The organism is Anaerotruncus sp. (assembly GCF_057433415.1).
The window spans coordinates 1-20,618 of record NZ_DBMDHH010000037.1 but is presented as its reverse complement, the minus strand read 5'-3'; the positions used below and the strand labels follow the sequence as shown (position 1 = coordinate 20,618).

At 64.2% G+C, this 20,618-nt stretch carries 25 protein-coding genes; 13 read left to right on the top strand and 12 right to left on the bottom strand.

All coding sequences use genetic code 11. The features are described 5' to 3' along the window. The first annotated feature begins 175 nt into the window (after nucleotides 1-175). The 8 genes from ACZO3G_RS10470 to ACZO3G_RS10435 all read left to right on the top strand — a co-directional run bounded on the left by ACZO3G_RS10470 (nucleotide 176) and on the right by ACZO3G_RS10435 (nucleotide 7,269). A complete protein-coding gene (locus ACZO3G_RS10470; RefSeq protein ID WP_276872610.1) occupies nucleotides 176-1,066 on the top strand; it encodes a LysR family transcriptional regulator in 891 nt (296 codons plus the stop codon). A 95-nt stretch (nucleotides 1,067-1,161) separates the two neighbouring features. Beyond that, nucleotides 1,162-1,521, top strand: a complete 360-nt coding sequence (locus ACZO3G_RS10465; RefSeq protein ID WP_101553057.1) for a MerR family transcriptional regulator — start codon at nucleotides 1,162-1,164, stop codon at nucleotides 1,519-1,521. A gap of 54 nt (nucleotides 1,522-1,575) precedes the next feature. Further along, nucleotides 1,576-2,310 carry a flavodoxin gene (locus tag ACZO3G_RS10460; protein WP_101553058.1) on the top strand — a complete coding sequence of 245 codons (735 nt, stop codon included), beginning with the start codon at nucleotides 1,576-1,578 and terminating at the stop codon, nucleotides 2,308-2,310. Between the two features lie 40 nt (nucleotides 2,311-2,350). Continuing rightward, nucleotides 2,351-2,668 (top strand): carboxymuconolactone decarboxylase family protein, encoded by a 318-nt coding sequence (locus tag ACZO3G_RS10455; protein WP_146021735.1) that lies wholly within the window; start codon nucleotides 2,351-2,353, stop codon nucleotides 2,666-2,668. An 81-nt stretch (nucleotides 2,669-2,749) separates the two neighbouring features. Then, complete coding sequence (locus ACZO3G_RS10450; RefSeq protein WP_353960870.1) at nucleotides 2,750-3,163, top strand: cupin domain-containing protein; 414 nt, start codon at nucleotides 2,750-2,752, stop codon at nucleotides 3,161-3,163. Between the two features lie 28 nt (nucleotides 3,164-3,191). Further along, nucleotides 3,192-3,905 carry a DUF4405 domain-containing protein gene (locus tag ACZO3G_RS10445; protein ID WP_276872609.1) on the top strand — a complete coding sequence of 238 codons (714 nt, stop codon included), beginning with the start codon at nucleotides 3,192-3,194 and terminating at the stop codon, nucleotides 3,903-3,905. A 191-nt stretch (nucleotides 3,906-4,096) separates the two neighbouring features. Continuing rightward, the gene (locus tag ACZO3G_RS10440; RefSeq protein ID WP_276872608.1) at nucleotides 4,097-5,635 is read left to right on the top strand and encodes a serine hydrolase; all 1,539 of its coding nucleotides are present in this window, start codon (nucleotides 4,097-4,099) and stop codon (nucleotides 5,633-5,635) included. 128 nt (nucleotides 5,636-5,763) lie between these two features. Beyond that, on the top strand, nucleotides 5,764-7,269 hold the full coding sequence (locus tag ACZO3G_RS10435) for a catalase (protein ID WP_101553061.1): 1,506 nt from the start codon (nucleotides 5,764-5,766) through the stop codon (nucleotides 7,267-7,269). Nucleotides 7,270-7,418: 149 nt separating this feature from the next. Here ACZO3G_RS10435 and ACZO3G_RS10430 read toward each other — a convergent pair whose 3' ends face one another. The 12 genes from ACZO3G_RS10430 to ACZO3G_RS10375 form a co-directional block, all read right to left on the bottom strand. Then, nucleotides 7,419-7,853, bottom strand: a complete 435-nt coding sequence (locus tag ACZO3G_RS10430) for an SHOCT-like domain-containing protein (RefSeq protein WP_101553062.1) — start codon at nucleotides 7,851-7,853, stop codon at nucleotides 7,419-7,421. Then, nucleotides 7,846-8,226: a DUF2089 domain-containing protein gene (locus tag ACZO3G_RS10425; RefSeq protein ID WP_276873070.1), complete on the bottom strand. Its 381-nt coding sequence runs from the start codon at nucleotides 8,224-8,226 to the stop codon at nucleotides 7,846-7,848. The genes ACZO3G_RS10430 and ACZO3G_RS10425 overlap by 8 nt, the downstream gene beginning before the upstream one ends. Before the next feature lie 149 nt (nucleotides 8,227-8,375). Then, nucleotides 8,376-9,506, bottom strand: coding sequence for an AI-2E family transporter (locus ACZO3G_RS10420; RefSeq protein WP_276873068.1), 1,131 nt, complete (start codon nucleotides 9,504-9,506; stop codon nucleotides 8,376-8,378). A 12-nt stretch (nucleotides 9,507-9,518) separates the two neighbouring features. Continuing rightward, nucleotides 9,519-10,427, bottom strand: coding sequence for a DMT family transporter (locus ACZO3G_RS10415; RefSeq protein WP_276873066.1), 909 nt, complete (start codon nucleotides 10,425-10,427; stop codon nucleotides 9,519-9,521). 26 nt (nucleotides 10,428-10,453) lie between these two features. Beyond that, the gene (locus ACZO3G_RS10410) at nucleotides 10,454-10,678 is read right to left on the bottom strand and encodes a hypothetical protein (RefSeq protein WP_101553065.1); all 225 of its coding nucleotides are present in this window, start codon (nucleotides 10,676-10,678) and stop codon (nucleotides 10,454-10,456) included. Next, nucleotides 10,665-10,889 (bottom strand): hypothetical protein, encoded by a 225-nt coding sequence (locus tag ACZO3G_RS10405; protein ID WP_101553066.1) that lies wholly within the window; start codon nucleotides 10,887-10,889, stop codon nucleotides 10,665-10,667. The genes ACZO3G_RS10410 and ACZO3G_RS10405 overlap by 14 nt, the downstream gene beginning before the upstream one ends. Before the next feature lie 462 nt (nucleotides 10,890-11,351). Beyond that, nucleotides 11,352-11,756 (bottom strand): NusG domain II-containing protein, encoded by a 405-nt coding sequence (locus ACZO3G_RS10400; protein WP_276873062.1) that lies wholly within the window; start codon nucleotides 11,754-11,756, stop codon nucleotides 11,352-11,354. Beyond that, complete coding sequence (locus ACZO3G_RS10395; protein ID WP_101553068.1) at nucleotides 11,753-12,463, bottom strand: PHP domain-containing protein; 711 nt, start codon at nucleotides 12,461-12,463, stop codon at nucleotides 11,753-11,755. Before ACZO3G_RS10395 ends, ACZO3G_RS10400 begins: the two co-directional genes overlap by 4 nt. A gap of 33 nt (nucleotides 12,464-12,496) precedes the next feature. Continuing rightward, nucleotides 12,497-12,835, bottom strand: a complete 339-nt coding sequence (locus tag ACZO3G_RS10390) for a hypothetical protein (RefSeq protein WP_276873058.1) — start codon at nucleotides 12,833-12,835, stop codon at nucleotides 12,497-12,499. A 14-nt stretch (nucleotides 12,836-12,849) separates the two neighbouring features. Then, nucleotides 12,850-14,172, bottom strand: coding sequence for a [Fe-Fe] hydrogenase large subunit C-terminal domain-containing protein (locus ACZO3G_RS10385; RefSeq protein ID WP_101553070.1), 1,323 nt, complete (start codon nucleotides 14,170-14,172; stop codon nucleotides 12,850-12,852). 48 nt (nucleotides 14,173-14,220) lie between these two features. Beyond that, the gene (locus ACZO3G_RS10380; RefSeq protein WP_101553071.1) at nucleotides 14,221-14,646 is read right to left on the bottom strand and encodes an ATP-binding protein; all 426 of its coding nucleotides are present in this window, start codon (nucleotides 14,644-14,646) and stop codon (nucleotides 14,221-14,223) included. Beyond that, nucleotides 14,639-14,995, bottom strand: a complete 357-nt coding sequence (locus tag ACZO3G_RS10375; protein ID WP_101553072.1) for a DRTGG domain-containing protein — start codon at nucleotides 14,993-14,995, stop codon at nucleotides 14,639-14,641. Before ACZO3G_RS10375 ends, ACZO3G_RS10380 begins: the two co-directional genes overlap by 8 nt. Nucleotides 14,996-15,302: 307 nt before the next feature. Between ACZO3G_RS10375 and ACZO3G_RS10370 the strand changes: the two genes are divergently transcribed. From ACZO3G_RS10370 to ACZO3G_RS10350, 5 genes are read left to right on the top strand one after another with little or no spacing between them, the layout of a single operon-like run. Continuing rightward, complete coding sequence (locus ACZO3G_RS10370; RefSeq protein WP_101553073.1) at nucleotides 15,303-15,797, top strand: NADH-quinone oxidoreductase subunit NuoE family protein; 495 nt, start codon at nucleotides 15,303-15,305, stop codon at nucleotides 15,795-15,797. 4 nt (nucleotides 15,798-15,801) lie between these two features. Continuing rightward, nucleotides 15,802-16,356: an ATP-binding protein gene (locus ACZO3G_RS10365; protein ID WP_276873057.1), complete on the top strand. Its 555-nt coding sequence runs from the start codon at nucleotides 15,802-15,804 to the stop codon at nucleotides 16,354-16,356. A gap of 43 nt (nucleotides 16,357-16,399) precedes the next feature. Further along, nucleotides 16,400-16,780 carry a (2Fe-2S) ferredoxin domain-containing protein gene (locus ACZO3G_RS10360; RefSeq protein WP_101553075.1) on the top strand — a complete coding sequence of 127 codons (381 nt, stop codon included), beginning with the start codon at nucleotides 16,400-16,402 and terminating at the stop codon, nucleotides 16,778-16,780. Between the two features lie 18 nt (nucleotides 16,781-16,798). After that, nucleotides 16,799-18,586, top strand: coding sequence for an NADH-quinone oxidoreductase subunit NuoF (locus tag ACZO3G_RS10355; RefSeq protein WP_121586315.1), 1,788 nt, complete (start codon nucleotides 16,799-16,801; stop codon nucleotides 18,584-18,586). A gap of 31 nt (nucleotides 18,587-18,617) precedes the next feature. Further along, on the top strand, nucleotides 18,618-20,360 hold the full coding sequence (locus ACZO3G_RS10350; protein WP_353939259.1) for an NADH-dependent [FeFe] hydrogenase, group A6: 1,743 nt from the start codon (nucleotides 18,618-18,620) through the stop codon (nucleotides 20,358-20,360). The last annotated feature ends 258 nt before the right edge of the window (nucleotides 20,361-20,618 follow it).

Sequence of the window (20,618 nt, the reverse complement as noted above, 5' to 3'; positions counted from 1 at the left end):
TCATCATATCACACAGACGCCGGCGGGTAAAGCCCGCCCGTACCGCCGCATGAGGAATCCCCCCTGTTTTTACCGCCGAGCCGTTATTGCAGCGTCGGCGCTTCCCGTTTTCCCCTCCCCGCCCCCTTGGAGGCGCTTTCAAAGTATGCTATCATGGGGGCAGGAGGTGAGAGCGGTGGAACTTCGCGTTTTGAACTACTTCCTGGCCATCGCCCGGGAGGAAAACATCACCAGGGCCGCGCAGATGCTCCATGTGACACAGCCCACCCTGTCCCGCCAGATCATGCAGCTGGAGGAGGAGCTCGGGGTCAAGCTCTTTGTCCGGAGCAACCACAACATCATCCTGACGGAGGCCGGCATGCTGCTCAAGCGCAGGGCGCAGGAACTGGTCGCCCTGGCGGACAAGACGAAAAGGGACTTCCGGCACAAGGCGGAGGAGCTCGCCGGCGAGATCGCCATCGGCAGCGGGGAATTCCTCAGCACCAGCGTCTTTTCCCGCATGATGGGTTCCTTCCGGCAGGAGCACCCGCTCGTCCGGTACCAGATTTACAGCGGCAACGCCGACAACATCCGCGACTCGATCGAGCGGGGCCTGCTGGACCTGGGCGTGATGACCGAGCCGGTCGATATCCGCAAATACGACTTTGTCCCCATGCCGCTCAACGAGATTTGGGGCGTATTGGTGCGGACGGGCTCCGAACTGGCGGAGCGGGAAGCGGTCCGCCCGGAGGACCTGGCGGGCGTGCCGCTGATCACGTCGGCGGGGGATTTTGTCCAGAGCACCTTCGGGAAATGGTTTGGGCCGCTCTACGACCGGATCAACATCGTGGCGACCGGGAACCTGCTGTATAACGAGGCGATGCTGGCGGAGAGCGGCATGGGCGTCGTCCTGTGCATTCGGCTCAACTGCACCTATCAAAACCTCCGTTTCATCCCCCTCGCCCCCGCGCTGGAAACCAACACGGTGCTGGCGTGGAAAAAGGACCAGGTGTTCGCGCCCGCGACGGCCGCGTTCATCGACTACGCCCGGAAATACCTTTCCAGCATTTCTAGCGATAAAAGATAAGTATTAGACATTTCACGCGTGAGCAATTACAATGAAGGTGTTCCCGAAAGGGAGCGCCTTTCTTATTTGGATGAGCGCTGTGAAGAGGTGGCAGAATGACGATCAACGAAGCGAGCGAACGCTACCGCATCCCGATTGAGGTGCTGCGGGAATACGAAAGCTGGGGACTGTGCGGCGAGGTCAAAAGGGTCATGGGCGCCTGGCAGTATGACAGCCGGGACCTCGAACGGCTGAGCATGATCATGACGCTGCACGACGTGGGCTTCAGCAACGGGGAGGTGGAGACCTACATGCGGCTGCTGCTCTCCGGCCGGGACACCGAGCAGGAGCGGATGCGGATGCTCAACCGGCTCCGCGACTGCGCCATGGACGAGCTCCACTTTAAGCAAAAGCAGCTCGACCGGCTGGACTACCTGCGCTACAAGATCCAGCAGGCAGCAAAACAACACGGATAGCGCCGGGCAGCCGGTCTGACCGGATGCCCGGGATTCAGAAAGGAGTCATGCAACATGAAAAAATGGTTTGCCGTCCTGGCGGCCTGTACCATGACCTTCGCTCTCGCCGCCTGTGGGGGCGGAGCGGCCGCCGGGGAGGACCCGGCGGCCCTCTCCCAGCCGCAGGCCGAAGCGCCCGCCGCCTCCTTGGAACCTTCCGGCCCCGAGTCCGTCGCGGCGGAAAGCGGGGCCCCGGGCGCGGCGGAGGACCCGCAGGGCGGGGAGGAAACATCTGAAAGCACCGCTGCGGCGGAAGAAAACAAGGAGGATGAAAGGATGAAATCCCTGGTGGTCTACTTTTCCTGGTCGGGGAACACCGAATCGGTGGCCAACGAAATCCAGTCCCAAACCGGCGCAGACCTGTTCGAGCTGGTCCCTCTGACCCCCTACACCGACGATTATAACGCCCTGCTCGACGTCGCGCAGGAGGAACAGCGCGCCGGCGCGCGTCCCACCATCTCCGGCAGCGTCGACCTCAGCGGGTACGATGTAATCTACCTCGGCTATCCCAACTGGTGGGGAGACATGCCGATGATCCTCTATACCTTCCTCGACGGCTACGACCTCTCCGGAAAGACCGTCGCGCCCTTTGTCACCAGCGGCGGAAGCGGGTTCTCCGGGACGATCGGCGCCATCCAGTCGATGGAACCGGACGCCAGCGTCGCGGAGGGGCTCTCCCTCGGCAGCTCCGCCGCCGCGGACCCCGGCGCCGCCGTGGCCGAATGGCTGGACGGGCTCGGACTGGCCTGAAAAGGCACGATAAAACCCTGATTTGATAAGGAGGCCGGTTATGAAACAGACAGCGGGCCGGGACGCCCTGGGCGATTTCGCCCCCCAATTCGCCGCGCTCAACGACGACGTACTGTTCGGCGAGGTGTGGGCGCGGGAGGAGCAACTTTCCCCGCGCGACCGCAGCCTCATCACCGTGACGGCGCTGATGGCGGGCGGGACAATCGATTCTTCGTTTGCATACCATCTGGACGCGGCGAAGAAAAATGGGATCACCAGAGCGGAAATCGCCGAGGCGCTCACCCATCTCGCCTTCTACTGCGGGTGGCCGAGGGCCTGGGCCGCCTTCCGGATGGCGAAGGAGGTCTGGAAGGACTGAAGGGCCCGGCCGGGCCGGGAAAACGCCCGTCATGGAGCACGCTTCACGGGCTGAAAACAGATCTGCAAAGGAGTCTTCCGTATGAATGATTTCAGCAGCGGCGCGATCTTCCCGCTGGGGGAGGAAAACGACGCCTACGCCCGGTATTTCACCGGGAAGTCCTATCTCCGCATGCTCTCCACCGAGGGGGTGGGGATCGCCAGCGTCACCTTTGAGCCGGGCTGCCGCAACAACTGGCACATCCACCGGGCAAAGGCGGGGGGCGGGCAGATCCTGCTCTGCACCGGCGGGCGCGGCTGGTACCAGGAGTGGGGAAAGTCCGCCCGGGAGCTCCGCGCGGGCGATGTGGTGAACATCCCCGCCGGGGTCAAGCACTGGCACGGCGCGGCGAAGGACAGCTGGTTTTCGCACCTCGCGGTGGAGGTCCCCGGGGAGCAAACGGAAAACGAATGGCTGGAGCCGGTGGACGACGCCCAGTACGGTGGGCTGGCGTAACGGCCGGTCACCGGGGGGAGGGACGCCCTTGAAGCTGCGCCAAATGATCAAAATGGCCGTCGACCTCCTGATGACGGCCCTCCTGTTCCCGTTGATGGCCTTCCATCTGACCGGGCGGGCCGCACACGAGTGGATCGGGGCGGGCATGTTTCTGCTGTTCCTCCTTCACAGCCTGCTCAACCGGAGATGGTACGCGGGCCTGCGCAGGGGGCGGTACACCTCCTTGCGCGTTTTGCAGACGGCGGTCAATCTGCTGGTCCTGCTCTCGATGCTCGTCCAGATGGCGAGCGGCGTATTGCTCTCCCGGTACGCGTTTCGTTTCCTCGGGATCGCCGGGTACGCCGCCCCCGCAAGAATGCTGCACCTGCTGGGGGCCTACTGGGGCTTTGTCCTGATGTCGCTGCACGTGGGGCTGCATTGGGACCTTGTGCTGGGCATGGCTCGGCGGATGCTCCCCGCCCGCGTTTCGGAAGGGCCGCTCCGCCTGGTTGCCCGCCTGGGGGCGGCGCTGACCGCGCTGTACGGCGCGGCCGCCTTCGCCCGGCACGGGCTGCTCTCCTATATGCTGCTGGAGGCCCGGTTCGTGTTCTTCGATCACGCGCAGTCCCCCCTCTCCTTTTTTGCCGATTACCTGTCCATGGCCTGCCTCTGGGCCTTCGCGGCCCACTGCGCGGGAAAGCTGGCCCGCCGGGTCCCCGCCCGGGGCCGCCGGAAATGCGCCCCGCCCGGCCAGGCGGCTTAGATGATAAAAAAATGCGGTCCGGAGGCAGTCTCCGGGCCGCATTTTCGTCCTCCGCAGATTTTTTTCGCAGATTCCTTGACAAACGCCTTCGGGCCTGCTATTCTAAAAAAGGTAAGTGTAACTAAAATAGTTACAGAAAGGACATTACGACCGCACGGCAATCCCGCGCAGAACAGAAAGGCAGGTACCAGATGAATACACGCGAACATGAGACCATGAAGATGCGCGGCAGCGCCGACACGTCTTACCTGGGCCGGACCGTGGACGAGATGGTTTGGCGCTTTATGGAGGAGCAGGGCATCCCGGGCCTGACGCTCGCCATCGTCCAGGCGCCCTACATCCCCCGGGTGGTGGGCTACGGGCTCTCCGACGAAAAGCAGCGCCGCCTTGCCTCCGCCAACACGATGTGGCCCGCCGGCCCCATCTCCCAGGCGTTCGCCGCCGTGGCGGTGATGCAGCTCTTCGAGGACGGCGCGCTCGACCTCGACGCGCCCGCCGGAAACTACCTGCCCGACCTGCCGGAAACGTGGCGGAACGTCACCGCCAGGCAGCTCCTGCGCCACGCCGCCGGCCTGCCGGACATCCGGGGGGCCGAAGGCTTCTGCCCCTACCGCAGGTGGAGCTTTTCCGAGCTGGTCGCGCTGGTCGCCGGCCGGCCGCTCTCCTTCCGGCCCGGCACCCGGGTGGAGCAGAGCGCGACCAACTTCCTCCTCCTCACCGAGATGGTGGAGCGGATCAGCGGCATGAGCTACCACGACTTCGTCACGAAACGGCAGATCGATTTCCTGGGGCTGCGCCGCACCGGGTTCGCCGAGGACCTGGACGGGTTCCCGCATGAGGACGTGGGCCGGACGGACAACGTCCACCAGCTTTTCAAGGCCGACCGGCTCTACATCGACCCGACCGAGCCCGCCGCCAGCTACGACGGCGAAGGCGCCGCCGTCCGCCGTCAGGATTCCTCCGCGCTGCGGGGCTTTTCGGACATCTGGGCCTCCGCGCAGGACATCTCCTTCTGGGACATCGGCCTCGCGGGCTCCGTTTTGATCCACAAGCCGGAGAACCGGGCGCTGGTCTACGCCCCCTGGAAGCTGCCCGACGGCCGCGAGGTCCCGGCGGTGGCGGGCTGGCAGTTCTACAAGCACCGCGGCCTGATGGACATCAAGGGTTCGGCGCCCGGGTTCTCCTCCTTCCTCAGCCGGTTCACCCACTCGGAGGAGCTGGTCTGCGTGACCCTGATGGCCAACCGGGAAGGGGTGGATTTTACCAACCTGGGCAGGCGGATCGCCGGCGCCTTCGGGGACCTGCTCTCCACCAATTACGACGACAACAAGCTCTTTCTGCTGGAGGGGCAGCTCCCCGCCGCGGACACCGTGTCCCGGCTGGAGGAGGCGCTTCGGGAAAAGGGCGTGCCCCTCTTCGCCAAGTACGACCACGCGCAGAACGCCCGCGAGGCGGGATTGGAGCTGCGCCCCACCACCGTGCTGGTCTTTGGCTCCCCCAGCGTGGGTACCGCGCTGATGCAGGCCGACCAGAGCGTCTCCCTCGAGCTCCCGCTGCGCATCTCCGTGTGGGAGGACGAGGCCGGCAGCACCTGGCTCGCCTTCCCGCGGCTGGGGAGGCTGACGGCGGAGTACGGGCTGCAGGCGCACCCCGCGGTCCCCAGGATGGAGGCCCTGATGGAGGAGCTCGTCCGCGGGGCGGGCAACGTCTATGGGGCGCGCCCCTTCTGAGCGGCCCGGGCCGCAAAAGCGACTTTTTTTGCGCCAGGAGAAATTTTCCTTGTTTCCCGGGAGAAACTGTGATAAGATGAAATCATAAGAATAGTAACCGATATCAATTTAAGGAAGGAGTGCATATTATGGAGAATAAAAAGCTGACCAACGAGGTGGGCGCTCCCGTTGCGGAGAACGAACACTCCCTGACGGCGGGACCCCGCGGGCCGGTAATGTTACAGGATGTGTGGCTGCTGGAAAAGCTGGCCCATTTCGACCGGGAGGTCATCCCCGAGCGGCGGATGCACGCCAAGGGCTGGGGCGCCTACGGCAATCTCACCGTCACCCACGACATCTCCCAATGGACGCGGGCGAAGGTCCTTCAGCCGGGCGCCAAGACCGACCTCTTCATCCGGTTTTCCACCGTGGCCGGCGAGCGCGGCGCGGCGGACGCCGAACGGGATATCCGCGGCGTGGCGGTCAAATTCTACACCGAAGAGGGCAACTGGGACCTGGTCGGAAACAACACCCCCACCTTCTTCCTCCGGGACGTTCACAATTTCCCCGACCTCAACCGCGCCGTCAAGCGCGACCCCCGCACCGGCCTGCGCTCCGCCCAGAACAACTGGGACTTCTGGACGCTGCTGCCCGAGACCTTCCACCAGACCACCGTCGTCATGTCGGACCGGGGCATCCCTGCGACCTTCCGGCACATGCACTTCTTCGGGGAGCACACCTTCTCCCTCTACAACGCGAAGAACGAGCGTGTATGGTGCAAATTCCACTTCAAGACCCAGCAGGGCATCAAAAACCTGACCGACGCGGAGGCGGAGGCGCTGGTGGCCAAGGACCGCGAGAGCCACGGCCGCGACCTCTTTGAGTCGATCGAGAAGGGCGACTATCCGCGCTGGACGATGTACGTGCAGATCATGACCGAGGAGCAGGCCCTCAAGCACTACGAGAACCCCTTCGACATCACAAAGATCTGGCGGCATGCCGAATATCCCCTCCACGAGGTGGGCGTGCTCGAGCTCAACCGCAACCCGGAAAACTACTTCGCCGAGGTGGAGCAGGCCGCCTTTACCCCCGCGCACGTGGTGCCCGGCATCGGCTTTTCGCCGGACAAGTTCCTCCAGGGCAGGCTTTTCGTCTACGGAGACGCACAGCGCTACCGCCTCGGGGTGAACTACAACCAGATCCCGGTGAACCGGCCCAAGGTGGAGGTCCACGACTACCACCGGGACGGGTTCATGCGCACCGACGGCAACTACGGCGCCGCGCCCGCCTACTCCCCCAACAGCCAGGGCGAATGGGCAGCCCAGCCGGATGTGATGGAGCCGCCGCTCGATCTTTCGGGCGCGATGTACGCCTACGACCCGCAGGACGACCCCACCGACGACTGCTTCCGGGCGGGCGGCGACCTGTGGAGGGTGATGACGGAGGATAAGCGCGCGTTGCTCATCGAAAACACCGCGCGCAACATCGAGCCGGTCACCGAGAACGTCAAATACCGTCACGCCGTCCACTGCTACTGGGCGGACCCCGCTTACGGCGAGCGCATCACCGCCGCCATGGGGCTCGACCTGGAGAAGGTGAAGGAGCTGGCCAAGGGCGACCACAAAAGCCTGATCGCGGCCACGCTCCGCGCCTGAGCGCCCGCCTCGCGCGGATTTCCTGAAAAGCGCGCCATTGCGCGGCGTATCTTTCCATCCCCGGGGCCCATGGGGCCGCGGAAATGAAACCGGGCGCCGGACCCCCGCGGGGGTCCGGCGCCCGGTTTATCCGTGCCGTCCGTCTTCGCCTATTCGAGCACCACGCGCACCTGGTCGCCCGAATCCTCGTCGTCCACGTCGACGATCGCGTAGGGCAGGGTGATCTCGCCGTCGTCGATGCTGGCGAGCAGCTCGTCGACGTCGATGTTGTTGAGGATGTCAAGCGCCTGCTGCGCCTGCGGGTCGTCCTTGGCGCTTTTGAGGCTGATCGCGCCGATCGATTTGCCCATCTTGAGCCCGACCCGCACGAGCGAGAAGGGGACGCGCACGTTGACCTTCTGCTTGCCGTTCTCGGTCACGAGCACGACCACCCGCTTGGGGGACACGCCCGCGCGGGCGGGCGCGGCGGTCGTCAGCTGGCGGGACTCCTCGGCGGGCAGCGCCTCCATCAGGCGTTCCGCCTCCTCGACCGAAATCGCGCCCTCCTGGAGCATCTCTAAAATCATTCTGCGTTCTTCATTCATGGTTTGTTCCTCCCTGCAACAGGTTTAACGCCTCTTCGGCGGTGATCCCGCCCTCCTTGAGCCGGCTCAGGATCTCCAGCCTGCGGGCGGATTCGGTGTCTGCTTCCTCGGAAAGGCCCAGCGCCCGGATCAATTCGTCCAGGCGGTTGCGCGCGGTGGGATAGGAGACGCCCACCCGCGTCCCGACGTCCTTGAGGCTCCCCCGGCAGCGGATGAACGTCTCGAGAAAACGGAGCTGCTCCTCCGTCAGCCGCGCGAACCGCCCGAGCGGGAAATCCCCCGCGACCTCGGTATTGCAGGCCGGGCAGCGCAGCAGGCAGACGCGCATCTCCTGCCCGCAGGCCGGGCACTTTGTCGGTATGCTTCCTGCCATGGTATCCCTCCTTTTGATGTTATTATAATCTATTTTTTGATAATGTCAATATAAATATTAATATTATTAAGTTTTATTTTGATTTTATTTATTTTTGATTCAAAAAGAGGCCGGGACGCAATGCGTCCCGGCCCCTTTGGAAGCGTCGGTTATCCGCCGGCGTTTCGCCGCGCCTCCCGGGCGCGGGTGGCGCGCCCGAGCAGGATATAGATGATCGCGAAGACGGGCGTCCCGAGGATCATGCCCGCCACCCCGAAGAGCCCGCCGCCAATCGTCACGGCGAAGAGCACCCACAGCGGCGGCAGCCCGACCGAGCCGCCGATCACCTTGGGGGCGATGATGTTGCCGTCGACCTGCTGAACGACGACCACGAAGAGGATGTACCACAGGGCGCGCAGGGGGTCGATCATGAGCAGGAGGAAGACTCCCGGAACCGCGCCGATAAACGGCCCGAAGAAGGGGATGATGTTGGTGACGCCCATGACGACGCCGATCAGCATCGCGTAGGGGAAGCGGAAGATCGAAAGGCCGATCACGCTCACGATCCCGACGATCATCGCGTCCAGCAGCTGGCCGGAGACATAGTTGCCGAACGTCTCGACCGAGACCCGCGCCGCGCCGCCCAGCCATCCGGCGGCCCGCTCGGGCAGGAAGGCGCGCCCGAGGCGGCCGACCTGGGAGAGGAGCTTTTCCTTGCTCATCAGCAGGTGGATGGAAACGATGATCCCGATGACGAAGGTGACGATGCCGCCGCCAAACGAGACGACGTACCCGAGCATCCGCGGGACAAAGTCGACGAGGAAGTTGAGCAGCACGTCCGCCGCCTGGGAGAACCAGGCGGCGATCTGCTCGAGCGCCTCGGCGGGCAGGGTGAGCTCCCCCTGCAGCCGGTTTCCGAGCACCCGGAGGGATTCCAGGTAGGCGGGGATGTTGTTGCCGAGCGTGACGACGCTCGCCGCCAGCTGCGGCACGACGACCCACAGCAGCACGCCGAACGCGGCGAAGGTGACCAGGTAGGTGGACACGAGCGAAAGCGGCCGCACCATCCGGGCGGAGCGGGGGTTCCTCCCCTCCGCGAGCCGGTAAAATACCTTCTTTTCAAAGAGGACCATCACATTGTTGAGGATGAAGGCGATGGCCACGCCGACAAAAAAGGGGGCCAGCAGGCCGCCCGCGACACGCAGCGCCCCCGTCAGGCGGTCCATATTGCTCAGCGCGAGGTAGAGGACCACGGTAAACGCCGAGACGATACAGTAGCCCCTGATCTTCTGTTTGTCCAAAGCGCGCCCTCCTTACGGCGTATTGGCGGGCTGGGGCTGGTTCCTGTGCGGGAAGGTCCCCTCGGCGATCATGACGCCCATCAGGATGAGCACCGCGCCGGCCAGCATCAGCAGGGTGATCCGCTCGTGGAGCACGACGATCGACGCGAGCATCGTGACGAGCGGGTTGAGATAGACAAAGTTGTTGGCGCGCACCGCGCCGAGCCGCCCGACCACATGGTACCAGAGCACGTAGCAGAGGGAGGAGGCCACCACCCCGAGGAAGAGCAGGTTCCCCCACACCTCGGGCAGGCGCAGCACCGCCGGGTCGAAGGGCGTGCTGTCAAAGAGCAGACAGGGCAGCATGGTGACGATCGAATAGAAGAAGATGCGCCGGGTAATGTAGACCGGCTGGTAGCGGCTGTCGATCTTGCGCAGGATGACCGTGTAAAACGCCCACGAGAGGGCGGCCGCCAGGGCGAGCAGGTCGCCCGCCGGGGAGAGCTTCAGCACGAAGCGCCCGTTGAAGACGACGAGAAAAATGCCCGCCATCGCGAGGAAGAAGCCGTAGAACGCGTGGCGGGTGAGGCGCTCGTCCCGCGTGAAGAGGTGCGCCACGACCGACGTGAGGATGGGCGCGGCCGAAATGAGCAGACTCACGTTGGATGCCTGCGTATAGGAGAGCGCGGTGTTTTCCGCCAGAAAATAGAGGGTGCTGCCGCAGAGCGCCGCGGCGATGCAGCACAGCTCCTGACGCAGCCCCTCCGGGCGGTGAAATTTCGGATGGATGACGAGCAGCGCCGCATAGGCGATCAGGTAGCGCAGCAGCATGATCTGCACGGGGGAGAGCCGCGTCAGCAAAATTTTGGTCGACACGAAGGTCGTCCCCCAGAAGAGGATCACAAGCAGCGCGAGCAGGGTATACAGTCTGTTTTTCTTCATCTGCGGTCCATTCTTTCCGTCGGAAATCAAAGCGCGGCGACCGCGGCGGAGTTGAAGTTCTGCCAGAAGCCCTTGTCCTCCACCGCCTCGCGGAACTGGATAAACAGAAAAACGCCAACGATCAGCACCGCCCCCGCGATCACCGCGGCGGTGATCCAGCCCGCGCGGCGGCGCGCCCGGTGGCGGTTCTGCTCCCGGCGTTTAATCTTATCGAAATCGATGATCTTGCGGTCAGGGTCACTGTTGTTCATCGGCAAAGAACATCCTCCAGATCAAATAGGCATAGGAAGCGACGGCCACGACCCACAAAACCGGCGCGAGCTTCTTCAGGGGCTTTCCGAAATATACCCCGAGCAGCGCGCCGATCGACAGCAGGCAGGTCTTGAAGATCCCAACGTCCCGGACGGAAAAGCCCCGGTACCGTTCCATTCCCCAGTCGATCACCCTTTGCACCGCGTCCATGGCAATGCCTCCTTCTTTGACAGTCGTCCCGGCGGGCAGTCCCCGCCCCTATGGAAAGTCTATCACAGTTTGTCCCTTTTTTCAACCGGGGGGAACTTTTGAGAAGGTTCCCCCCGGACCCCTTCAAAGCGCTTGAGGGGACCCTTTTGAAAAAGGGACCCCCCGGACCCCCTCCGAAAACTTTTGGCGCAGGCGGGGTGCTCGGAGAAACCGCAGGCGCGGGCGGTGCGGCGGGGAGGGGCGCTCGGGGGAACCGCTTACCTCTAGCTTTCCCGCCCGGCGGCCGGTTCAAACGTCAAATTTTGAGCGCGGCGAAAAAGGCCGGGCGGCGGAAAACGACGCCCCGGCGGGGCGTCCGCGAAGGCCCTGCCTTCGCGCGCGCGGCGAAGCCGCGCGGTTTTCCGCCCGGCCCGCGTTCCCGCCGCGCGCTCCGTCAGCCGTCCCGTCCGGGAGGCGCGTAATCTACGGGTGGTTCGATTCGGTGATCCACCGGACCCCGCCGTCGGGCGGCAGCTCCCCGCGCGCATAGCAGACGAGGGCGGTGCGGTTGGGCATACAGACCGCCCGCTCGCCCGGCGCGCCGCACCAGCCGGTGCGCTCGCAGATGTGGTCGGGGCAGGTGACCTCGACAAAGCGCACCCGCCCGTCCGCGACCTCAAAGGAGACGGGCCTGCCCGTCTCCTCCTCGATGCGGAAGGTGTAGGGCCGCGCGGTCCTGCTGAGGTCGATGCGGCAGAATTCCGTCCCGTCCACCGAGACGACCGCCACCGTGTCGCCCGAGCGCGGCCAATAAAAGAAAAGCGCCAGTCCGGCGCACACGGCGACCACCGCCGCGAGGATGATCCATTCGGTTTTTTTCATTTTCATGCGAGGCGCTTCGCCAGCCCTTCAAAATCCACCGTGTCGAGGTGGATGCAGTGTTCCCGCTCGGAGATGTTTTCGAGGTAGTGCGCGTCCGAGCTTGTAACGATAGCGTACCCCTCTTTGTACGCCTGATTCCTTCCGTCCGCGAAGAACGCCTCCGGGTCCGCGACCTCGAGGGTGCGGAAGGCACATTCGGGCGGGATGAACCCGAGGTTGGAGAGCACGCTGTTGCTCGCGCGGTCGATGTGCGCGGGGTAGCAGAACCCGCCGTACCCCTTGACGAGCGCGGGCAGGTCGGAGATTTCGATCGTCGTCGCGTTGATGAGCAGCTTTTGCTCGATGCCGGTGGGTTCATCCCGCCGGTCGAGGATCTGCTGCGCGCCGAAGATCTCGGGGACGTTATCGATGTCGGGCAGGCGGCCGTGCACATACCCGTCGAAATCCATCGCGTTCTCCAGCGCGGGAAAGAGGCAGACGACGTGCACCTCCTCGGCGGTCGTCAGCTCCATGCCCGGCAGCACCGCAAGGCCCGACCCCTCGGCGGCGCGCATGAGCGCCGGGCAGTTTTTGCAGGAGTTGTGGTCGGTCAGCGCGATGAGGTCGAGCTCCTTCAGGAGCGCCATGTTGAGGATGTTGTTGGGGGTCATGTCCATGTCCCCGCAGGGGGAGAGGCAGGAGTGGATATGCAGGTCGTAGAACACCGGACGCATCGGCTCGCCTCCTCTCCCAAAATCGCCTTCCCGCTAGGCCCCGGCCATGCGGGTGTGGATGTCCAGCGCGGCGTCGAAGACCGGCTTCTCCGACCAGAGCACCGCGATGTCGTTTTGCTCCGCCTTCTTTTTGGCGTCGTCGTCGAGCGCCGCGCCCTCGGCGAGCACCACGCAGGCCACGTCTGCCAGCAGCGCCACCGCCATCGCGTTGACGTTGCCCATGACCGTCACCCACGCGCTGTCCGCGGGGGCGCGCCCCATCACAAAGCTGAGCAGGTCGCAGCTGTAGACGCTTTCGATCTCCCGGCCGAGGGAACCCTCCCCCGCGAGAATTTTGAACCCGGCCTGTGCGGCCAATAGTTTTACCGTCATATTGGTCCCCCCGGTCATTCCTTTTCTTCGGTTTCCTCCGCCGCGACCTTGGGCATCACGCTCGAAAGCCGCCGCAGCCCCTCGGCCATCCCGCGGATCTCCTCGCGCAGCTTGAAGATGCACGCCTCCTCGGTGGCGAAGCCGCGCACGATGTCCTCGGCGAGCGCCTTGCAGGAGGGCGCGCCGCACGACCCGCAGTCCATGCCGTAGAGCCGCCCCTCGATCTCCCGCATCATCTTCATCTTTTCCATCGCGGTGCGGATGTCCGCGTCCAGTTCGAGCACCGGCTCGTATTCGACCGGCGCGTCCCAGGTGTAGGGGGCGAGGCTCTCCTCCTCGAGGTGGTTGCAGGAGACGGGACGGTATTTGCGGATGCGCTTGAGCTTGGCCTTGGCGACGTAGGGGTTTTCCACCCCGAGCACCCCGCCGACACAGCCGCCCGAGCAGGCGTTGAGCTCGACGAAGTCGAGATCGTAGAACTTCTCGTCCTCGAGATCCTCGAGCACGCGGATGACGTTTTCGATGCCGTCGGCCGCGAGGTACCGCTCCTTGAGCGCGGCGGCGGCCTCGCCGCCGCTGCTGCCCCAGCCGATGCCCATCCGGCCGGCCCCCGCCATGTCGACCGAGGCGGGCACCTTGCGCATGAGGCTGATCAGCTTGGGGTAGACCTCCCGGATGGCGAGCACCGCGTCGACGGCGCTCTTCTCGGTGCCCAGCGGCATCTTGACCGCCGTCACCTTCGCCGGGCAGGGGGAGATGAAGATCGCGCCGATCTTTTCGGGCGGAAGGCCCGTCTTTTCGGCGGCGCGCGCCTTGGCCACCCGCGCGGCCACCTCGATGGGCGGATGCAGCGGGAGGATGTTGTCGATGAGCTCGGGGAAGCGCACCCGGATGAGCCGCAGCACAGCCGGGCAGGCGGAGGAGATGACCGGGCGCTTGATGTCCTCGCGCATCATGTACCGCCGGGTCGCGTCGCTCACGAGCTCCGCGGCGCGCGCGACCTCGTAGACGTCGTCGAACCCCATGAGGGTCAGCGCCCCGAGGATGAGGTCGATGTCGTCGAGGTTGTTGAACTGCCCATAGAGGCTCGGCGCGGGCAGCGCGATCTTATATTCGAAGCTGTCCATCACCGAGATGGGGTCGAAGATCGCCTGCTTGGCGTGGTGCGGGCAGACCCGGATGCACTCGCCGCAGTCGATGCACCGCTCCTTGATGATCTTCGCCTTGCCGTTGCGCACGCGGATGGCCTCGGTGGGGCAGCGCTTGACGCAGTTGATGCATCCGTGGCACTTGTCCCGGTCGAGGGTCACCGAGTGGAAAAAGTTTGTGGTATCCATCATGACGGCCTCCCAGATAAATCCTGCCCGCTCCGGGGGGAACGCGGATCAGGCGACGTACACCTTCATGTTGACGGTGGTGCCGACGCCGACCTCGCTGATGACCTCCATCTCGTCGGAGTATTTCTTCATGTTGGGCAGGCCCATGCCCGCGCCGAAGCCGAGGTTGCGCACCTCCTCGGGCGCGGTGGACCAGCCCTCCTGCATGGCGAGGGAGATGTCCCGGATGCCCGGGCCGTGGTCGGCCAGCCGCATCGTGACCGCGTCGGGCGTCACCTCGACGGTGATCTGCCCGCCGCCGCCGTGGATCACCATATTGATCTCCCCCTCGTACATGGCGATGGCGACCTTGCGCACCACCTGCGGGGAGAGGCCCAGCTTTTTGAGGACCCCCTTGACGTCGCTCGACGCCTCGCCCGCGCGGGTGAAGTCGTCGCCCGGGACGTCGTAGGTGAGATTGATCGTATCAGACATCGGTTTCACAGCCACCCTTCAAGCCGTTGTCGTAAAGCAGCCCGCAGGCGGTAAACATGCGGTAGGGGGTCGAAAGCACGGCGATCCCCCGCTGGCGCGCGAGGGAGAGGATCTGTTCGTCGGGGCGCTTGCCGCGCACGAAGACGATGCAGACCATATCCATCATTTCGGCGGTGCGCACCACCTGCGAGTTGACGAGCCCTGTGAGCAGCACGCTCTGGTCCTTGACATAGGCGAGCACGTCGCTCATCATGTCGCTGCCGCAGGCGGTATGTACCTCGGCTTCCATCGAGTCCCCCTCGCAGAGGACCTCGGCCTTGAGAATCCTGGCGATATCGCTGACTGTCATGGGCCATTGCTCCTTTCGGAAATCGGAAAAGCGGTCGGTCTATACCTGAATATTATATCATTTTGCGCGCGGGGCCGCAATGACCGGCCCGCCAAAATCCCCCGCCAAAAGCTGTGGAATCTGCGGAGGGGGCGGGAATTGGAAAAGTCCGGAAGGGCTTGTCGAATTGTCATGAAAAACGCCGCGTTTTTGCGAAAATTCAGGGGGATTCATCTGGACGGCATTATGATTTTCTGTTATAATCATAACAATTCTATAATGGTGCCGTACGCCCTGAGCGTATGGCAATGCCAAGGAGGTAAGACAGATGGCGAACACGAAAACCGTGGTCCCCTTCACCGGCACCGCTGAGCAGGAACAGCGGCTGCAGAAGGTGATCGAGGAGCACAAGGGCCAGAAGGGCGCTCTGATGCCGGTTTTGCAGGGCGCTCAGGAGATCTACGGGTACCTTCCGATCGAGGTGCAGAAGATGATCTCCCTCGGGCTCGACATCCCGCTGGAGGAAATCTACGGGGTCGCGACATTCTATTCCCAGTTCACCCTCAACCCCAAGGGACAGTACAAAATCTCCGTGTGCCTGGGCACCGCCTGCTACGTCAAGGGTTCGGGCGATATCTTCCAGAGGCTCCAGGAGAAGCTCGGCATCCAGTCCGGCATGTGCACGCCCGACGGGAAATTCAGCCTCGACGCCTGCCGCTGCGTGGGCGCCTGCGGCCTTGCGCCGGTCCTGATGGTCAACGACGAGGTCTACGGCCGCCTGACGGTCGACGACGTCGACACCATCCTCGCCAAATACCAGTAACGCCATGCAGGAGCTTTCGCTGAACGTGCTGGACATCGCGCAGAATTCGGTCCGCGCGGGCGCCTCGCTCATCGAGATCACGGTGGACGAACAGCCCGCCGCCGACACCCTCACGATCACCGTGAGGGACGACGGCTGCGGCATGACGCCCGAACAGGTGCGGCGGGTCACCGACCCGTTCTTCACCACCCGCACCACCCGCAGGGTGGGGCTGGGGGTGCCGTTCCTCAAGATGGGCGCCGAGATGACGGGGGGAAGCCTCTCGATCGAATCGGAGCCGGGGAGGGGCACCGCCGTGACGGCGGTCTTCGGCCTCACCCACATCGACCGCATGCCGCTCGGCGACATCGCGGCGACCGTCGCCTCGCTTGTGCAGTGCAACCCCGACATCGATTTCGCCTACACCTTCCGCCACGGGGCGGGGGAGTTCACCGCCGACACGCGGGAATTCCGGCAGGTGCTCGACGGCGTGCCCCTCTCGGAGCCGTCGGTGGTCGGGTTCATCGGCTCGTTCATCCGCGAAAACACGCAGGAGGTTTTAGACACGCAGGCGTCCTGACGGCAGGACGCGCAACCACATTGTGGACGGAGGAATCTTACATATGAAAAGCTTAGCGGAGCTTCAGGCTCTGAGGGACAAGGTCAAAACCAACATGGGCATCCGCGCGGACGACAGCGGCAACACCCGCGTCGTGGTCGGCATGGCCACCTGCGGCATCGCCGCGGGCGCGCGCCCCGTGCTCCAGGCGTTCACCGAGGAGGTCGCCAAAAAGAACCTCCAGAACGTCACCATCGCCCAGACGGGCTGCATCGGCATCTGCCAGTACGAGCCGGTCGTCGAGGTCTTCGAGCCCGGCAAGGAGAAGGTCACCTACGTCAAGATGACCCCCGAAAAGGCTTCCCAGATCGTCCAGAAGCACCTGATCAACGGGCAGGTCGTTCAGGAGTACACCATCGGCGCGGTCGCCGGCAGCAAGCTGTAAGAAAGGAGGAAGCGCACCATGTATCGTTCCCATGTGCTTTGCTGCGGAGGTACGGGCTGTACGTCCTCCGGCTCGGCAAAGATTATCGAAGAGTTTGAAAAGGAAATCGCCGCGACCGGGCTCACCGAGGAGGTCAAGGTCGTCAAGACCGGCTGCTTCGGCCTCTGCGCGCTCGGCCCCGTCGTCATCGTCTATCCCGAGGGCTCCTTCTACTCCCGCGTCAAGCCGGAGGACGTCAAGGAGATCGTCGACGAGCACCTGCTCAAGGGCCGCATCGTCAAGCGCCTGCTCTACACCGAGACGGTCGTCGAGGACAAGATCAAATCCCTCGACGAGACCGACTTCTACAAAAAGCAGAAGCGCGTCGCGCTGCGCAACTGCGGCGTGATCGACCCCGAGGACATCAACGAATACATCGCCTACGACGGCTATATGGCGCTGGGCAAGGTCCTCACCGAGATGACCCCCGAGGACGTCATCGAGACGCTCAAGGTTTCCGGGCTGCGCGGCCGCGGCGGCGCGGGCTTCCCGACCTGGCTCAAGTGGAACTTCGCCAAGGCCCAGCCCCCCGGACAGAAATACGTCTGCTGCAACGCCGACGAGGGCGACCCGGGCGCGTTCATGGACCGCTCGGTGCTCGAGGGCGACCCCCACTCGGTGCTCGAGGCGATGGCGATCGCCGGCTATACGATCGGCGCGAGCCAGGGCTACATTTATGTGCGCGCAGAGTACCCCATCGCGGTCAAGCGCCTCGAGATCGCGCTGAACCAGGCCCGCGAGATGGGCTTTTTGGGCAAGAACATCTTTGAGACCGGCTTCGACTTCGACATCGACATCCGCCTGGGCGCCGGCGCCTTCGTCTGCGGCGAGGAGACCGCGCTCATGACCTCGATCGAGGGCCACCGCGGCGAGCCGCGCCCCCGTCCGCCCTTCCCGGCGGTCAAGGGCCTCTTTGGCAAGCCCTCCATCCTGAATAACGTCGAGACCTGGGCCAACATCCCCCAGATCATCTTGAACGGCCCCGAGTGGTTCGCCTCGATGGGCACCGAGAAATCGAAGGGCACCAAGGTCTTCGCGCTCGGCGGCAAGATCCACAACACCGGCCTCGTCGAGGTCCCGATGGGCACCACCCTGCGGGAGATCGTCGAGGAGATCGGCGGCGGCTGCCCGAACGGCAAGAAGTTCAAGGCGGCCCAGACGGGCGGCCCCTCCGGCGGCTGCATCCCGGCCTCCCTCATCGACACCGAGATCGACTACGACAACCTGCTCGCCATCGGCTCGATGATGGGCTCGGGCGGACTCATCGTCATGGACGAGGACAACTGCATGGTGGATATCGCCAAGTTCTTCCTCGAGTTCACCGTCGACGAGAGCTGCGGAAAATGCACCCCCTGCCGCATCGGCACCAAGCGCCTCTATGAGATGCTCGACCGCATCACCCGCGGCGAGGGCAAGATGGAGGACCTCGACAAGATGGAGGAGCTCTGCTACTACATCAAGGAGAACGCGCTGTGCGGACTCGGCCAGACCGCCCCCAACCCGGTGCTCTCGACGCTGAAGTATTTCCGCGACGAGTACGAGGCCCATGTGAAGGAAAAACGCTGCCCGGCGGGCGTCTGCAAACACCTGCTCCAGTACCAGATCGTGGCCGACAAGTGCAAGGGCTGCACCCTCTGCGCGCGCAACTGCCCGGTCGGGGCCATCGCCGGCACCGTCAAGAACCCGCACGTCATCGACCAGTCCAAGTGCATCAAATGCGGCGCCTGCATCGAGAAATGTAAGTTCGGCGCGATTGTGAGAAAGTAAGAAAGGAGCGTGCCTGGATATGGAAAAAGAAATGGTTAATATAAAGATCAACGGTATGCCCTTGTCCGTGCCGAAAGACAGCACCATTCTGGAAGCGGCCCGCTATGCCGGCATCCAAATCCCGACCCTGTGCTATCTCAAGGAGATCAACGCGATCGGCGCCTGCCGCATCTGCGTGGTTGAGGTCAAGGGCGCCAAATCCCTCGTGGCCGCCTGCGTCTACCCGGTCAACGAGGGGATGGAAATCCTCACCCACTCCAAAAAGGTCTATGCCTCCCGCAAGATCACCCTCGAACTCATCCTCTCCACCCACAAGAAGGAGTGCCTCTCCTGCGTGCGCAGCGGAAACTGCGAGCTGCAGAAGCTCTGCCACGACTTCAAGGTCGAGGATGAGCACCGCTATGAGGGCTCCAACCCCGAGTGGCCCAAGGACGACAGCGCGGTCCACATGGTCCGCGACGACAACAAGTGCATCCTCTGCCGCCGCTGCGTCGCCGCCTGCTCCAAATGGCAGGGCATCGGAGTCATCGGCCCCAACGAGCGCGGCTTCAATACCCACATCGCCTGCGCCTTCGAGCAGAACCTCAGTGAGGTGGCCTGCGTCTCCTGCGGGCAGTGCATCGTCGTCTGCCCGACCGGCGCCATCTATGAGAAGGACCAGACCAAGGAGGTCTGGCGCGCGCTGCATGACCCGACCAAGCATGTCGTCGTCCAGACCGCGCCCTCCATCCGCGCCACGCTCGGCGAGGCGTTCGGCATGCCGATCGGCACCAACGTCACCGGAAAGATGGTCGCCGCCCTGCGCCGCATGGGCTTTGAGCGGGTCTTCGACACCGACCTCGCCGCCGACATGACCATCGTCGAGGAGGCCCACGAGCTGGTGGAGCGCATCCAGAACGGCGGCGTGCTGCCGATGATCACCTCCTGCTCGCCCGGCTGGGTCAACTACTGCGAGCATTACTTCCCCGACATGATCCCCAACCTCTCCACCTGCAAGTCGCCGCAGCAGATGTTCGGCGCCACGGTGAAGACCTGGTATGCCCAGAAGATGGGCTGGGATCCCAAGGACATCTTTGTGGTCGGCATCATGCCCTGCACCGCCAAGAAGTTTGAGGTCCGCCGCGACAACGAGGACGCCGCCGGTTCCGGCATCCCCGACGTGGATATCTCGCTGACCACCCGCGAGCTCGCCCGCATGATCGACCGCGCGGGCATCGACTTCACCGCCCTGCCCGACGAGGACTTCGATTCCGCCATGGGCGAATCCACCGGCGCGGGCGTCATCTTCGGCGCCACCGGCGGCGTCATGGAAGCGGCGCTGCGCACCGCGGCCGAGTGGGTCGGCGGCAAGCCTCTCCAGGACGTCGAGTTCAAGGAGGTCCGCGGCACCGAGGGCATCAAGGAGGCCAGCTACCAGATCGGCGACCTGACGGTCAACGTGGCGGTCGCGTCCAGCCTCGCCTGCGCCCGCAAGCTGCTGGAACAGGTCCGGGCGGGGATGAAGAACTACCACTTCATCGAGATCATGGGATGCCCGGGCGGCTGCGTCAACGGCGGCGGCCAGCCGGTCCAGCCCGCGAGCGTCCGCAACTTCGTCGATCTCAAGTCGCTCCGCGCCAAGGCGCTCTACGACGCCGACGAGGCGAAGCCCCTGCGCAAGAGCCATGAGAACCCCGAGCTGCTCAAAATTTATGAGGAGTACTTCGGCGAGTTCGGCAGCCACCTGGCCCACCGCATCCTCCACACCACCTATGTGGAGCGGCCCCACTTCTGATTCTTACGTGAAAAGCCCCCGGGAGCGACTGCTCTCGGGGGCTTTTCTTAGATTTTCCGCCCAGTGGGGCGGAGGGCTTTTTCGCGCCTCATAGAGGCGCTCTGAATGTGCCGCCTTCGGCGGCGGGGATTGCCGGGTCCCGCCCCGGCGGGCGGGGTACTTTCTTTGCGTCAAAGAAAGTACCCAAAGAAGGACGCTCAAGGGGACTTCCGCCAGTCCCCTTGAGAATCCCCCGGGAGTACCTTGCCAGTACCCGCC

Coding starts and splice junctions, on each gene's coding strand:
- ACZO3G_RS10450 (WP_353960870.1), top strand. CDS start 2,750: ATGAATGATTTCAGCAGCGGCGCGATCTTCCCGCTGGGGGAGGAAAAC.
- ACZO3G_RS10355 (WP_121586315.1), top strand. CDS start 16,799: ATGTATCGTTCCCATGTGCTTTGCTGCGGAGGTACGGGCTGTACGTCC.
- ACZO3G_RS10455 (WP_146021735.1), top strand. CDS start 2,351: ATGAAACAGACAGCGGGCCGGGACGCCCTGGGCGATTTCGCCCCCCAA.
- ACZO3G_RS10360 (WP_101553075.1), top strand. CDS start 16,400: ATGAAAAGCTTAGCGGAGCTTCAGGCTCTGAGGGACAAGGTCAAAACC.
- ACZO3G_RS10440 (WP_276872608.1), top strand. CDS start 4,097: ATGAATACACGCGAACATGAGACCATGAAGATGCGCGGCAGCGCCGAC.
- ACZO3G_RS10370 (WP_101553073.1), top strand. CDS start 15,303: ATGGCGAACACGAAAACCGTGGTCCCCTTCACCGGCACCGCTGAGCAG.
- ACZO3G_RS10385 (WP_101553070.1), bottom strand. CDS start 14,172: ATGGATACCACAAACTTTTTCCACTCGGTGACCCTCGACCGGGACAAG.
- ACZO3G_RS10435 (WP_101553061.1), top strand. CDS start 5,764: ATGGAGAATAAAAAGCTGACCAACGAGGTGGGCGCTCCCGTTGCGGAG.
- ACZO3G_RS10415 (WP_276873066.1), bottom strand. CDS start 10,427: ATGAAGAAAAACAGACTGTATACCCTGCTCGCGCTGCTTGTGATCCTC.
- ACZO3G_RS10425 (WP_276873070.1), bottom strand. CDS start 8,226: ATGGCAGGAAGCATACCGACAAAGTGCCCGGCCTGCGGGCAGGAGATG.
- ACZO3G_RS10465 (WP_101553057.1), top strand. CDS start 1,162: ATGACGATCAACGAAGCGAGCGAACGCTACCGCATCCCGATTGAGGTG.
- ACZO3G_RS10430 (WP_101553062.1), bottom strand. CDS start 7,853: ATGAATGAAGAACGCAGAATGATTTTAGAGATGCTCCAGGAGGGCGCG.
- ACZO3G_RS10375 (WP_101553072.1), bottom strand. CDS start 14,995: ATGACAGTCAGCGATATCGCCAGGATTCTCAAGGCCGAGGTCCTCTGC.
- ACZO3G_RS10400 (WP_276873062.1), bottom strand. CDS start 11,756: ATGAAAATGAAAAAAACCGAATGGATCATCCTCGCGGCGGTGGTCGCC.
- ACZO3G_RS10380 (WP_101553071.1), bottom strand. CDS start 14,646: ATGTCTGATACGATCAATCTCACCTACGACGTCCCGGGCGACGACTTC.
- ACZO3G_RS10405 (WP_101553066.1), bottom strand. CDS start 10,889: ATGGACGCGGTGCAAAGGGTGATCGACTGGGGAATGGAACGGTACCGG.
- ACZO3G_RS10460 (WP_101553058.1), top strand. CDS start 1,576: ATGAAAAAATGGTTTGCCGTCCTGGCGGCCTGTACCATGACCTTCGCT.
- ACZO3G_RS10410 (WP_101553065.1), bottom strand. CDS start 10,678: ATGAACAACAGTGACCCTGACCGCAAGATCATCGATTTCGATAAGATT.
- ACZO3G_RS10395 (WP_101553068.1), bottom strand. CDS start 12,463: ATGCGTCCGGTGTTCTACGACCTGCATATCCACTCCTGCCTCTCCCCC.
- ACZO3G_RS10390 (WP_276873058.1), bottom strand. CDS start 12,835: ATGACGGTAAAACTATTGGCCGCACAGGCCGGGTTCAAAATTCTCGCG.
- ACZO3G_RS10365 (WP_276873057.1), top strand. CDS start 15,802: ATGCAGGAGCTTTCGCTGAACGTGCTGGACATCGCGCAGAATTCGGTC.
- ACZO3G_RS10350 (WP_353939259.1), top strand. CDS start 18,618: ATGGTTAATATAAAGATCAACGGTATGCCCTTGTCCGTGCCGAAAGAC.